The sequence below is a fragment of the Flavimaribacter sediminis genome (genome assembly GCF_019492055.1).
In the GTDB taxonomy this organism is placed as follows: domain Bacteria; phylum Pseudomonadota; class Alphaproteobacteria; order Rhizobiales; family Rhizobiaceae; genus Flavimaribacter; species Flavimaribacter sediminis.
Window position 1 is genome coordinate 55,514 of sequence record NZ_JAICBX010000007.1, and the last position, 13,373, is coordinate 68,886.

Sequence of the window (13,373 nt, forward strand, 5' to 3'; positions counted from 1 at the left end):
TACGCCATGGCGGGCCGTGGAGACAATTCGAAGGCAAAGCCGGGCGGACCGGTTGATGTTGAGCCGTTCAAGCGCGCCTTGACCGGTTGCGTTCGTTCGATCGCCAATGACAGCGAACTGGAAGTCGTGTTCGCCAATGACCGCCCCGGCCTCGCCGGAGAGCGGATGCGTTTGCCGGATCTTCCGAAAAGGCCGAGCCAGACGGACGTGCAGATCACCCGCGGCGTTGGCGATTCGCTGGCGTTGCGCAAGGCCTGTCACGACGCCACCCTCCACAATACGATGTCGCCTGCGGGCGAGGATGCGCGGCAGATCTTCAACGCTGTCGAGCAGGCCCGCGTCGAGGCCATCGGCTCGAACCGCATGGCCGGCGTCGCGGATAATCTGACCGCCGCGCTTTCCGACCGCTACGCAAAGTCGAATTTCGCCAACCTGACGGACCGGTCCCAGGCTCCTTTGCATGATGCTCTGGCGTTGCTTGTGCGTGAAAAACTGACGGGCCGCAAAGCGCCGGAAAGCGCCGGTCCAGTGGTCGATCTGTGGCGGGGCTGGATCGAAGAGAAAGCCGGCGAAGACCTCGCCCATCTGGACGAGAAGATCGAGGACCAGAAAGGGTTCGCCCGGCTTGTGCGGGACATGCTCGCTCATATGGACGTCGCCGAGGAATATGGCGAGGACCAGGAGCAGTCCGACGACCAGGAAGAAAACAGCGACGACGACCAGCCCAGATCAGAAGAGGAAAACCAGCAGAGTTCGGAAGAAGAAGCCGGCTCTGAAGCCTCGCCCGCCGATGAGAACGAAACCGCCGACGAGCAGATGGACGACGGCGAGATGGACGGCGCGGAACTGTCCGACGAAGATTCTCCGGACGATCTGGACGATGAAGCCGAAACGCCTGGCGAGACGCGGCGCCCGAACACCCCTTTCGACGATCTCGACCAGAAAGTCGATTACAAGGTCTTCACGACTGCCTATGACGAAATGATCGAAGCTGAAGAGCTTTGCGACGAAGCGGAACTGGAACGCCTCCGCAGTTTTCTCGACAAGCAGCTTGCGCATTTGCAGGGCGTCGTCGGACGGCTCGCCAACCGGCTGCAACGCCGGCTGATGGCTCAGCAGAACCGCAGTTGGGAATTCGACCTCGAGGAAGGCTATCTCGACTCGGCCCGGCTCGTGCGCATGATCATAGACCCGATGCAGCCCTTGTCGTTCAAGATGGAGCGCGACACCAATTTCCGCGATACTGTCGTCACCCTGCTGATCGACAATTCAGGATCCATGCGTGGAAGGCCAATCACGGTCGCCGCAACCTGCGCCGACATCCTCGCGCGTACGCTTGAGCGCTGCGGCGTGAAGGTTGAAATCCTCGGCTTTACGACAAAGGCCTGGAAAGGCGGACAATCGAGAGAAAAATGGCTGTCCGACGGCAAGCCCGCCACGCCCGGCCGTCTCAACGACCTCAGGCATATCATTTACAAATCGGCGGATGCGCCCTGGCGGCGGGCGCGCCGAAATCTCGGTCTGATGATGCGCGAAGGCCTCCTGAAGGAGAATATCGACGGCGAGGCCCTTATATGGGCGCACAACAGGATGCTTGGACGCCCCGAACAGCGCCGGATTCTCATGATGATTTCGGATGGCGCGCCGGTCGACGATTCAACGCTTTCGGTTAATCCCGGCAACTATCTGGAGCGACATCTGCGGGCGGTGATCGAGGAAATCGAAACCCGGTCGCCGATCGAACTGCTTGCCATTGGCATCGGTCATGACGTGACGCGGTACTATCGGCGCGCAGTCACCATTGTCGATGCGGAAGAACTGGCCGGCGCGATGACGGAGCAGCTTGCTGCGCTATTCGAGGAGGAGGACAGCTCGGCGAAGGGCGGTGGATTCCGCCGGGCGGGGTAAGATCATTTGAACGGTGGAGCTCTACCAGCCTCGATACTGAAAACCGCATTCCTTGTGCTCAGTCTTGCGCTTGTTTCCTCTGTATGCGCGCTGGCGGCCCCCGCCGGCACAGAGAGGATTCCCGTCCAGTCGAGTGTAATCGATCGCTTTCGCGTCGGATCGACCGACAAACGTTTCGGATCGCTGGAGTTTTTGGGCGGACTGGAACTTTCCTCTCACAGCAGCAAATTCGGCGGCATGTCGGCGATCCGGATGCTGGACGATCTCAACTTCCTGGGCGTCATGGATACCGGTTACTGGTATTTCGGGACGCTGGAACGCGACGAAGTTGGTCGGCCATCCGCCGTCACGGATTTTGCCGTTGGTAAAATCCTCGGAAATGGCGACCATAAATACGATTCCGACGCAGAGGGCATGGTGATTGACGGCAATCGCGCCTTGGTGAGTTTTGAGCGCGACCATCGAATCGGAGCATTCGATCTCAACCTCATTCCGCGCAGTGCTGGCAAGACCGTGCCGCATCCCATTCCATTGCACGAATTCCGATCAAACGCCGGAATGGAGGCAATAGCGAAAGCGCCAGCCGATGGAGCGCTGGATGGATCCATTGTCGTCCTGACTGAAAAAAGCCTGGACAAGAAAGGCGACATATTCGCCGCAGTTCTTTCCGGACCGCAAAAGGGTGTGTTTTTTGTCAGGCGATGGGGCCGCTATGACGTCACAGACGCAGATTTTTTGCCCGACGGCGATCTTCTGATTCTGGAGCGGCGCTTCAATCTTGCCGACGGCATCGGTATGCGGATCCGACGTATCGCCGTCGGGGATATCCGGCCTGGCGCGACGGTTGACGGCGAGGTGATCATGGAGGCGAATCTCGCCAACCAAATCGACAATATGGAGGGGCTTGATGTGTTTGAAGCCCCTGACGGCGGCACGCATATCATGCTGGTGTCAGACGACAATCGCTCGATTTTGCAGCGAACGCTGATGCTGGAGTTCCGGCTCGTGGAAGAACCGAAGACCGTGAATTGAACAGCTTGCTCAGGCTGTCGTCCCGGCCGGATGAGTCCAGGCGATAACGACGCGGTAAGGCGCCAGCAAAGCGAGCGCCACCAGCAGCTTCACCGTCAGGTCGCCGATCGCCCAGGAGACCCAGCGCGGCGCATGGATATCGACGACGCCGGCAAGCGGCGCGAGATCGATCGCGAAAGCGTCGTTTGGACCGATGAAGCTGAAACTGGCGGCAAATGCCAGCGAGAAGAATATCAGCGTATCGATGATCGAGCCGAAAAAAGACGAAACCAGCGGCGCGTGCCACCAGAACGAATTGCGCAACCGGTTGAAAATCGTGACGTCCAGGAGTTGCGCCACCAGAAACGCGGAGCCCGAGGCAATGGCGATCCGAGGTGTCGAAAGATACCAGGACAGGAAAACGGCGAAAACGAAGCCTGTGAAGACGACGACGCGCGCCCGGCGCGGCCCGAATTTTCGGTTGGAAAGGTCCGTGACCAAGAAAGCGACCGGGTAGGTAAAGGCGCCCCAGGTCAGAAGGTCGTCCAGCTTCAGTTCACCGATTGTCAGGAAGACGGGAAACTGAACCAGGTAGTTGGAGGCAATGACAACCAGCGCCATTGCAATGATGAAGGGGACGAGGCGTCCGAACGTCGTTTCTGACGCAGATACAGATTTGTTGCTCTGCATTTTTTTATCCTGGGTGATGCCACCAGTTTGCCGTTGCCTGAGCAATGGACGTTGAAAAAAAGCGGACCGGAAAGCCCGATCCGCTGCTATACTTAAAGTTTGTCGCCTAATCAGGCTGCTGCTTCGGCCAGCTTTTTTGCAATTTCGCGTTTGATCAGGCGCGCGCGCTGGGCGAGCTGCTTCTCGTCAGCCTTCATCAGGAAAGCGTCGAGGCCGCCGCGATGCTCAACGGAACGCAGAGCCGCTGCAGAGATGCGCAGGCGGAAATTGCGGTCGAGCGCTTCGGAATTCAGCGTGACGTGGCACAGATTCGGGAGGAATTTGCGTCTCGTCTTGTTATTGGCATGGCTTACATTGTTGCCCGACTGGACGGCCTTGCCGGTCAATTCGCAACTGCGGGACATGGGTTTCACCTTCGGTTTCATTTGCCAATGGCTATGCGTGTCCGGTGCGTATGTCCGGCCGCGCCATTCTGGCCTGTCATTGGAAGTCGCGGTTCTATAGTCGCAGCCGCGCTGGCCGTCAAGCCTGTGGTCTGGAATTCCCTGCGGCTTTGCGGTACTTGCGTTCACTCACGCTTGGCGACGGATCCGACGCCGGTTTACCCGTATATGGGACAGGTTACAGATGCGAGCAACCCTGATCGGCTTCAGCGCCATTTTGATGTGGTCGTTGCTCGCGCTTTTGACGGCGCTGTCCGGAGCGGTTCCGCCTTTTCAGCTCGCGGCCATCTGTTTTCTCATCGCGACGCTGATCGGTTTGGCGGCCCTGTCGTCACGGCCGGGAAGCTACCGCGCATTGCGTCAGCCCTGGCCCGTATGGCTGCTCGGAGTAGGCGGACTATTCGGATACCACTTTTTCTATTTTACGGCGCTGCGCAACGCGCCGGCCGTGGAAGCAGGTTTGATCGCCTATATCTGGCCCCTGCTGATCGTGGTCGGCTCTGCGCTTCTGCCCGGCGAAAAGCTTGGCTGGCACCATGTGGCCGGAACGCTGGCCGGGCTCGCCGGAACCGTGCTGATCATCGCGGGCAAGGGGCTTTCCTTCGAAACGCAATACGTTTTCGGTTATGCGACGGCGCTCGCTTGCGCGTTCATCTGGTCAACCTATTCGCTGGTGTCCAGGCGTTTCGGGGCTGTGCCGACAGACGCTGTCACCGGCTTTTGCGCAGCAACGGCGGCGCTCGCTCTCGTCTGCCACCTGATTTGGGAACAGACTGTCTGGCCAACCGGGGCAACGCAGTGGCTTGCCGTTTTTGGTCTCGGTCTGATGCCGGTCGGCGGCGCCTTCTATGTCTGGGACTATGGCGTCAAGCACGGCAATATCCAGATTCTTGGCGCATTCAGCTATGCAGCGCCGCTGTTTTCGACGCTGATCCTGATTGCCGCCGGCATCGGCGAGCCAAGCTGGCGCATTGCTGTCGCCTGCGTGTTGATCACCGGCGGCGCGGCGCTTGCCGCCAAGGATCTGTTGCGGCGCAATCGCTGACGCTCGTCAGAAGTTGTCCTTGCGTTTGCGTATCTCGGCAAAAACAGCGACATCGTCCGCATTGGCCATGCCGAGCACCTTGCGGATGCCCGGGTCGGAAGCTCGCAGGAACGGATTGGTTCGTTTTTCAAGTCCGATTGTCGTCGGAAGCGTCGGTTTGTCTTCAGCCCTGAGCGCCTCGATTTCCCGCGCCCGGGCTGACAATTCCTCGTTGTCGGGATCAACCGACATCGCGAAGCGGGCATTGGCGAGCGTATATTCGTGGCCGCAATAGACCTGCGTGTCGTCAGGAAGGGCCGCAAGTTTCTGCAACGAATTGTGCATCTGGGGCGCAGTGCCCTCGAATATTCGGCCGCAGCCCAGCGCAAACAGCGTGTCGGCGGCGAAAACTGTCTTCGCGGTGGGAAAATAATAGCTGACATGGCCGAGCGTGTGACCAGGCGTTTCCAGCACCTGAACCTCGAAACTGCCGAAACTGAACGTATCGCCCTCGCTCACCGGTTTGTCGATGCCCGGAATCTTATCTGCTTCACCGGCCGGACCGATGATCGTGACACCGAATTCTTTTTTCAACGCCTTGTTCGCGTCCACATGATCCTGATGATGATGCGTTGTCAGGATGTGGGTTAGCCTCCATCCGGTGCGCTCAAGCGCCTCAAGGATCGGCCCTTTCTGGGGCGCATCGATCGAGGCGGTGTCTCCGGTTTCGGAATCGTGTATCAGAACGCAGAAATTGTCGCTCCGGCAGATGAACTGTTCGATTTGCAATTGCGGCAAGGCGTCCTCCAGTGTTGTATCATGTGAACTTCATGCATGTATGCAACATGCAGAAGATAACTTCAAACTGCTGTTTTACCGCCATGGCGGGCGTCATCTATGCACACTGATATTGTTGAACTGAGACAGTTTTACCAGTCCCATCTTGGTCGTTTGGCGCGCAATGCAATTACCATGGCTCTTTCCACGCTTTGGCCACCGCTCCCTGACGAGCGCCTCATGGGGCTTGGTTACACGACGCCCTATCTCGACCGGTTCGGTTCGGACGCCGAACGCAGGCTGGCCTTCATGCCCGCTGGCCAGGGAGCGGTTCGCTGGCCATCCCAAAAGGCGTGCGCCACGGCGCTGGTCTTCGACGAGGAATTGCCATTGCCGGATTCCGTCCTCGATCGAATCCTGATGGTCCACGCGCTGGAATTCGCTGAAAGCCCGCGCGAAACTTTGATGGAGGCCTGGCGGGTGCTGTCGCCGGGCGGGCGATTGGTGATCGTGGCGCCGAACCGAAGAGGCGTATGGGCGCGCATGGAACACACGCCTTTTGGATCCGGAACGCCATATTCGCGCAATCAGCTGACGCGGCTTCTGCGCGACGCGAATTTCACGCCGGAAGCCTATTCCGAAGCGCTGATGTTCCCGCCGTCGCGCTGGCGCTCGATACTGAGCGTCACACGTACCCTTGAGCGGGCCGGCCGGCGCTATTGGCCCTTTCTGAGCGGCGTGGTGATCATCGAGGCGCAGAAGCGGTTGTATCAGGGTCTGCCTGTCGCAGAACGCAGCTCGCGGCGCGTTTTCGTTCCGGTGCTTGCGCCGCAGGGCGTGTCGCGGGTTCAGCGGGTCACACCAAAACCGGAAGGCAACGCCCACTCAGTTTGAAGGCGCGTCCACAAGCTTGCGGACCTCGCTTGCCGGGACGCCGAGATTGGATCCGCCGTATTCCGGCAGGATCGCCGAATTGACGGCGACCACTTCGCCATTGATATCGAGAACAGGTCCACCACTGCCGCCCCGCGTCGTTTCCGCGTCGTAGGCGATGATCCCCTCGGAAACTCTGGCGACGATGCCGCGGCTGGCGAGCGGTTCGATATGGCCGCTTTCCGCAAGATGCGCCGCCACGTCCCAGAAGCCGGTTTCTCCGAGTTTCTTCAGGTCTTCAACGAACCGGCGGCCCGCCTGGACGAGCAGGGCCTTGAGACCAGTCGGATATCCCATCAGGATTATGGCGTCGCCCGGTATCGCTTCCCGTTCGGACAGGACGAGGCCATTCGTTTCCCGCGACAGTCCGGGGGTTTCCAGCAGAGCGATGTCCGCGGTTTCGCTGACACGGACGACCGCGAGATCTATTGCATCGGAAACGCCGGGCGCATAGGCCAGAAACCGGATCATCACCGGCTCCAGGCCGCTTGCACCGAGTGTCTCGATATTCGCGTCGTTTTGCCATGGAACGCCAACATGTCGATTGGTGACGACGAGGTTGTCGCTCCCGATAAAAAAGCCGGAGCCGGTAAATTGACGTTCGGCGACCGGGCCGTCGCCTTCCAATGACAGCAATGGCAATCCATTCGGGAGAGTAAGCGGCGCGCCATCGGGGCCGATCACCTGCCGCAGCATGCGTCCATCGGACGTATTGCGAAATCCGTAGGCGCCCTGGATGAACACCACTGCGGAGCGGGCCGCGGCTATGATTTCGGTGCTCGCTGTCGAACGGCGTTCGATTTCGGAGACCCGCTCGGAAGTGACGCCGATGCGGCTTTCGAAGTCACTCTGCAGTGTTTCCAGGTCTTCCGGAGTTATGGCCTCCTGACGAGAGCGGGCGAGCACACGGGAGAAATGTTCGAGTTCCGCCACACCGCTTTCAATCTGTCGCCGCTGCAATTCGTTCATGCGGTATTGCTGGAAGACGAGAAAGCCGAGCGCAGCGATGCTTATGAGCATTGCCGCCCGGAACAGCACCGTCGTATCGCGCGTCAGCCGGCGCACAGTCTGGCTGCAGGATCGCATGAGCCTTACCGCCACAGGTCGCCGACTGTTGCGGAAGTAGGCGGCCGTGTCGCTGAAGATGCTGGCGACGCTGTCATGCATCTTGCGGCTGTTCGCATAGAGGTAATAGCGCGACATCGGTCCGTTCTCGCCGAACTCGATCATGTCGTGGTGTTCTAGCAACTGGGCGCTGGCCGGCTGTCCGTTGATCCACAAAGGACGGCCGTCAATGGCCTGTATTGAATAATGATTGCTGTCCGATCTCTTGAGGCGCGCAACAGGCTCGGGCGTTCTGCGGTCCTTGTCCGAGGCCATGCAGATGCGGCCGTCGGCGCGTAGTCCGAGTTCGATTTCCGGTTGCCAAAGCCACGACACCGAACCGCGCGAGGGGCCGGTCAGGTGCTCAAGAGCCGCCACCGCCTGCGTGTCTTCCAGATCGATCGTTCCTTTCGACGCCTCGGCTTCCATCGCTTTTCCTGCTAGAGCGGAATGTCATAGATGTAGTGTATCGGGACGATCGTGCAAACTGCCGGGAGACAGTCGTTGATCGAATACTGGCGCAAGGCTCTGGAAGTGTTCGCCGGCTGGCGCCAGGCCATTGTCGTTGATCTGGTGCGCCAACTCCGCTGGTCGTTCCTGCCGCCGCTTATGGTCTATCTCGCAGCAGGCGTCTCAGGCCTTACCGGGATCGTCGGCGCATTCTACGTCAAGGAGTATCTGGGCCTTTCTGCAGCCTTCATCGCCGGGCTCGCCTTCTGGGCGGGGCTGCCCTGGGCGCTGAAGATGCCGCTCGGCCACCTCGTCGACCTGATCTGGCGATGGAAGTCCCTTCTTGTCTTTTTCGGGGCAGGGCTTATCGCGACCAGCCTGATGATCATGTACGCCATCGTGTCATGGCCCTCGGACATGGCGGCGATCATGCCGCTTGAAGCCTGGTATGTGGTCAGCCTGTTGCTCGCTCCCTGCGGCTATGTGATCCAGGATTCAGTCGCTGACGCGATGTCGGTCGAGGCCGTGCCAAAGGTCGATGAGGAAGGGCGCCCGTTCACTGAAGCGGCCCAGAAGGCGATGCACACGACGATGCAGACCCTCGGACGCATTGCGCTGATCAGCGGCCTTGTCGCGGTCGCGGCACTCAACATCTTCATGTTCTCCGGGATCGAGAACATGGATGAAAGCCAGAAGACAGACATCTACGCCCGTATCTATCTCTATGCGCTGGTCATCCCCGCCATCTCGATATCCGGCGTGATACTTGCCGAATTCATTCGCCACCGCCGTCGTCGCGCCCTGCTCGCCCAGGGCATGGATGAAGACAGCGTCAGCGATCTCCTTGACCGCCCTGACGAGAATGTCGAGCCGAATTACTGGTTTTTCGGCGGCGGCGTCGCCTTTGTGGCGCTTACCTTGACCGTCGGCCTGTCCGATCTTGCCTGGTCACAGGAGATTGTATTCGCCGGTTCAATGATCATCGTCCTGATACTGATGCGCCAGTTGATTGCAGCGCTCGAGCCCGAACGCGCGCGAATTCTTGTCGGCACCGCGATTATTATCTTCGTTTTTCGCGCCGTGCCGTTGCCCGGCCCCGGGGCAACCTGGTTTCAGATCGACGTTCTCGGCTTCGATCAGCAGTTCCTTTCGATCCTCTCCTTGATCGTTTCGCTTCTGACGCTTGCCGGAATGATCGTGCTGCGCCCGCTGATGGCGTCGCGTTCGATCATCTACATCGTCGCGCTTCTGACGCTGGCTTCGGGCGTTCTTTCATTGCCGAATATCGGATTGTACTACGGCGTGCAGGAATGGACCGCGCGCCTGACCGGAGGCGTCGTCGACGCACGCTTCATCGCCATAATGGACACGGCGCTGGAATCACCGCTAGGCCAGGTAGCGATGATTCCGATGCTCGCCTGGATCGCGCGCAATGCGCCGGCGGAACTCAAGGCGACTTTTTTCGCGGTGATGGCTTCGTTTACAAATTTGGCGCTGTCGGCAAGCAGCCTCTTTACTCGCCATCTAAACGAAATCTTCGTAGTGACACGCGAGGTCACGGATCGCGAGACAGGCGCGATCGTCACGGCGGCGGACTACAGCCAACTCGGCGTTCTGCTCATTCTGGTGGCGACGATCTCGGTCGTGGCGCCGCTGCTCACGATAATTGTCGTGCAGATGTCGCCGCTGCGGACAAATGAATAGCCGTCAGGTTGACGGACGTTCAACGCCTTTTGCTTCGAACTCGGCCTCGAGACGTTTTTCGAGATCTACGAGATCCTGGGGCAGAGGCTGGCCCGTCGCGCGGAGCTGACTCAATTCCATATGGATCTGAAGCAGCAATTCGTGGGTGTCCTCCGGCTGGTTCTCCATATCGACGAACATCATGTTCAATCGTGTAATCAGGTCTTCAAAAGCCATGCCGCAGGCATCTCCTCTTGCGCAGGTTGACGGCCGCGACGTTTGTCAGCTTTTCAGCCAATGTCAAGACGCGGCCCGTCTGCCGTTAGATGTTGGTCGCGTTCAAGCGCGGCAGCCCGTAGGCGCTCCTGCTGTCGGAGAATTCCGACCACTAATCGCTTGGTATTAGTCGCCCAGTGAATCCAGCTTTTCCTGGAGAGAGCGCAACTGGTCTTTCAGGTCCTGGATATCCTGATTGCCCGATTTGGATTTGGTGCCGCTGGCGGGTGTGTTTCCGGCGGTCTTTGCAAATGGCGAAAACATCTGCATGGCCTGCTGGAACATCTCTGTGTTGCGGCGCACCTGTTCCTCGACCATCTGCATCGGCGCCTGCATGTTGCGCGTGATCGGCGTTTCGCCGAAAGCCTTGGTGATCTGTTCGCGCATCTGCTCTTGCTGGGCGCCGAAGGCGCTCATTGAATGCTCCAGATAACTCGGTACCAGCATTTGCATCTGGTCGCCATAATAGGTGATGAGCTGTCGCAGGAAGGAGACAGGCAAGAGCGTGTTGCCGGTCTTCGATTCCTGCTCGAAGATGATCTGGGTGAGCACAGAATGCGTGATGTCTTCGCCGGACTTGGCGTCGATGACCACGAAATCGTCGCCATCCTTCACCATGACCGCCAGATCATCGAGCGTCACATAGGTGCTCGTGCCGGTGTTATAGAGGCGCCGGTTGGCGTATTTCTTGATAACGGTCTGACCATCTACTTTGGTCATTCACACGACCTCCCTGTCGGCGCTTCCCGGATTTCGGGCGTGATACGATATCCGTACAAAAGACAGATGAACACGAGCCGAAAAAAAAGTATAGCACGTTTTGCACATTTTTGTGCAACGCCGCAAAAGTTTTAGGCATAATTGTTATGAAAACCGCGGGCGGATGACCGTCTGCGGCGGGAAGCCGGTTTGACTTCCTGACTGTCCTCGGTCAGTCTCGAACCACACAGTATAACCATCTTTACAGGGAAGAATCATGTCAACACCATCAGTCGTTATCGCCAGCGCGGCGCGCACCGCGGTTGGTTCTTTCAATGGCGCGTTCGCCAACGAACCCGCCCACAAATTGGGCGCGACGGCAATCTCCGGCGCGCTGGAGCGCGCGGGCGTCGAAGCCGCAGAGGTCAATGAAGTGATCATGGGACAGATCCTGTCTGCCGGCGAGGGCCAGAATCCTGCCCGTCAGGCCGCAATGGCGGCCGGCATTCCGGCCGAAGCGACGGCTTGGGGACTGAACCAGCTCTGCGGATCGGGCCTTCGCGCGGTCGCCGTTGGCATGCAGCAGATCGTCAGCGGAGACGCGGACATCATCGTTGCGGGTGGACAGGAATCGATGTCCATGGCTCCGCACGCCGCACATTTACGCGCCGGCAAAAAGATGGGCGACCTGCAAATGATCGATACGATGATCAAGGATGGCCTGACCGACGCCTTCTACGGCTACCACATGGGCAATACGGCAGAGAACATCGCCTCTCGCTGGCAATTGACCCGGGACGAGCAGGACGCATTCGCCGTTGCGTCCCAGAACAAGGCGGAAGCCGCGCAGACGGCCGGCCGTTTCGACGATGAGATCGTTCCCTATACCGTCAGCACTCGCAAGGGCGACATCGTTGTCGACAAGGACGAATACATCCGCTACGGCGCGTCGATCGACCAGATGGCGAAGCTGCGCCCGGCCTTCGCCAAGGACGGCACGGTGACCGCCGCCAACGCTTCCGGAATCAACGACGGGGCGGGCGCAGCCGTCCTGATGAGCGAGGCGGAGGCGCAAAAGCGCGGGATCACGCCGATGGCGCGCATCGTTTCCTGGGCGACCGCAGGCGTCGATCCGCAAATCATGGGCACCGGTCCAATTCCCGCATCGCGCAAGGCGCTGGAGAAGGCTGGCTGGTCGATCGGCGATGTCGAGCTTGTTGAAGCCAACGAAGCGTTTGCTGCGCAGGCCTGCGCCGTCAACAAGGACCTTGGATGGGATCCGGAGATCGTCAATGTGAATGGCGGCGCGATCGCAATCGGTCATCCGATCGGAGCGTCCGGCGCTCGAATTCTCAACACGCTGTTGTTTGAAATGCAGAGGCGCGATGTCAAGAAGGGACTTGCCACCTTGTGCATCGGCGGCGGCATGGGCGTCGCAATGTGCGTTGAACGGTTCTGATAGTCAGTGCGGCGGAGCGGCCTGGCCGCCGTTCCGCCTCATCAATAAAATTGCAGGGAGAAAAAGCCATGAGCAGGGTTGCAGTTGTTACGGGTGGATCACGCGGAATCGGCGCCGCCATATCGGTCTGCCTGAAAGATGCAGGCTACAAGGTCGCCGCCAATTACGCCGGCAATGACGAGAAGGCCAAGGCGTTCAACGAGGAAACCGGGATACCGGTCTACAAATGGGACGTGTCGAAGTATGAAGCCTGTGTCGAAGGGCTTGCCAAGATCGAAGCTGATCTCGGACCCGTGGACGTGCTGGTCAATAATGCCGGCATTACCCGCGACGCCATGTTCCACAAAATGACTCCGGAAAACTGGAACGATGTCATCAACACCAACCTGACCGGTCTATTCAATATGACCCATCCGGTCTGGCCCGGCATGCGCGACCGCGGATTCGGGCGCATCATCAATATTTCTTCCATCAATGGTCAGAAAGGCCAAATGGGGCAGGCCAACTATGCGGCTGCGAAGGCCGGCGACATTGGTTTCACCAAGACGCTTGCCCAGGAGGGCGCGGCGAAGGGCATTACCGTAAACGCAATTTGTCCCGGCTATATCGGCACGGAGATGGTGCGCGCTGTTCCCGAGAAGGTGCTCAATGAACGCATCCTGCCGCTAATTCCGGTTGGCCGGTTGGGAGAGCCGGAGGAAATCGGGCGCTGTGTGGTCTTCCTCGCGTCCGACGACGCCGGCTTCGTGACAGGTTCAACGCTGTCCGCCAATGGCGGTCAATACATGACCTGATTTTGACCTTCGGGGCCAGCCGGGAAACCGGTCCGGCCCCGATTATGCAGGCGAAGGCGACGCGCGCCGTTCAATCTTTGGGCGCAATTGGTTAACGCCGGCAGTCAATCCTGACCGAATAA

The 13,373-nt window shown here is 59.3% G+C and carries 13 protein-coding genes; 7 read left to right on the plus strand and 6 right to left on the minus strand.

Annotated features, from left to right (window positions below; genetic code table 11):
• Nucleotides 1–6 precede the first annotated feature (6 nt).
• Together cobT and K1W69_RS25590 are read left to right on the plus strand one after the other, a co-directional pair.
• Entirely contained in the window at nt 7–1,908 is a 1,902-nt protein-coding gene (cobT, locus tag K1W69_RS25585; protein ID WP_220231325.1) for a cobaltochelatase subunit CobT, read from the plus strand.
• Nucleotides 1,909–1,914: 6 nt separating this feature from the next.
• Entirely contained in the window at nt 1,915–2,940 is a 1,026-nt protein-coding gene (locus K1W69_RS25590; protein ID WP_258571376.1) for an esterase-like activity of phytase family protein, read from the plus strand.
• A gap of 9 nt (nt 2,941–2,949) precedes the next feature.
• Here K1W69_RS25590 and K1W69_RS25595 read toward each other — a convergent pair whose 3' ends face one another.
• Both K1W69_RS25595 and rpmB read right to left on the minus strand, forming a co-directional pair.
• Nucleotides 2,950–3,609, minus strand: a complete 660-nt coding sequence (locus tag K1W69_RS25595) for a queuosine precursor transporter (RefSeq protein WP_220231326.1) — start codon at nt 3,607–3,609, stop codon at nt 2,950–2,952.
• 110 nt (nt 3,610–3,719) lie between these two features.
• A complete protein-coding gene (gene rpmB, locus K1W69_RS25600; protein ID WP_220231327.1) occupies nt 3,720–4,013 on the minus strand; it encodes a 50S ribosomal protein L28 in 294 nt (97 codons plus the stop codon).
• Between the two features lie 223 nt (nt 4,014–4,236).
• Here rpmB and yddG point away from each other — a divergent pair, with 223 nt between their 5' ends.
• On the plus strand, nt 4,237–5,097 hold the full coding sequence (gene yddG, locus K1W69_RS25605) for an aromatic amino acid exporter YddG (RefSeq protein WP_220231328.1): 861 nt from the start codon (nt 4,237–4,239) through the stop codon (nt 5,095–5,097).
• A gap of 6 nt (nt 5,098–5,103) precedes the next feature.
• Here yddG and gloB read toward each other — a convergent pair whose 3' ends face one another.
• Nucleotides 5,104–5,874 carry a hydroxyacylglutathione hydrolase gene (gloB, locus tag K1W69_RS25610; RefSeq protein WP_220231329.1) on the minus strand — a complete coding sequence of 257 codons (771 nt, stop codon included), beginning with the start codon at nt 5,872–5,874 and terminating at the stop codon, nt 5,104–5,106.
• A 99-nt stretch (nt 5,875–5,973) separates the two neighbouring features.
• Here gloB and K1W69_RS25615 point away from each other — a divergent pair, with 99 nt between their 5' ends.
• A complete protein-coding gene (locus tag K1W69_RS25615; protein ID WP_220231330.1) occupies nt 5,974–6,747 on the plus strand; it encodes a class I SAM-dependent methyltransferase in 774 nt (257 codons plus the stop codon).
• Here K1W69_RS25615 and K1W69_RS25620 read toward each other — a convergent pair.
• Nucleotides 6,739–8,319 (minus strand): S1 family peptidase, encoded by a 1,581-nt coding sequence (locus K1W69_RS25620; RefSeq protein WP_220231331.1) that lies wholly within the window; start codon nt 8,317–8,319, stop codon nt 6,739–6,741. The two genes, K1W69_RS25615 and K1W69_RS25620, sit on opposite strands and share 9 nt — an antisense overlap.
• A gap of 75 nt (nt 8,320–8,394) precedes the next feature.
• Between K1W69_RS25620 and K1W69_RS25625 the strand changes: the two genes are divergently transcribed.
• Entirely contained in the window at nt 8,395–10,044 is a 1,650-nt protein-coding gene (locus K1W69_RS25625; RefSeq protein WP_220231332.1) for an MFS transporter, read from the plus strand.
• Nucleotides 10,045–10,047: 3 nt separating this feature from the next.
• On the opposite strand, the gene K1W69_RS25630 is transcribed toward K1W69_RS25625, so the two are convergent.
• Nucleotides 10,048–10,260: a hypothetical protein gene (locus tag K1W69_RS25630; protein ID WP_220231333.1), complete on the minus strand. Its 213-nt coding sequence runs from the start codon at nt 10,258–10,260 to the stop codon at nt 10,048–10,050.
• A 165-nt stretch (nt 10,261–10,425) separates the two neighbouring features.
• Nucleotides 10,426–11,019 carry a polyhydroxyalkanoate synthesis repressor PhaR gene (phaR, locus tag K1W69_RS25635; RefSeq protein ID WP_220231334.1) on the minus strand — a complete coding sequence of 198 codons (594 nt, stop codon included), beginning with the start codon at nt 11,017–11,019 and terminating at the stop codon, nt 10,426–10,428.
• Nucleotides 11,020–11,275: 256 nt separating this feature from the next.
• On the opposite strand from phaR, the gene K1W69_RS25640 reads away from it, so the two are divergent.
• Both K1W69_RS25640 and K1W69_RS25645 read left to right on the plus strand, forming a co-directional pair.
• Nucleotides 11,276–12,457 (plus strand): acetyl-CoA C-acetyltransferase, encoded by a 1,182-nt coding sequence (locus K1W69_RS25640; RefSeq protein WP_220231335.1) that lies wholly within the window; start codon nt 11,276–11,278, stop codon nt 12,455–12,457.
• Nucleotides 12,458–12,525: 68 nt separating this feature from the next.
• Nucleotides 12,526–13,251, plus strand: coding sequence for a beta-ketoacyl-ACP reductase (locus tag K1W69_RS25645; protein ID WP_220231336.1), 726 nt, complete (start codon nt 12,526–12,528; stop codon nt 13,249–13,251).
• The last annotated feature ends 122 nt before the right edge of the window (nt 13,252–13,373 follow it).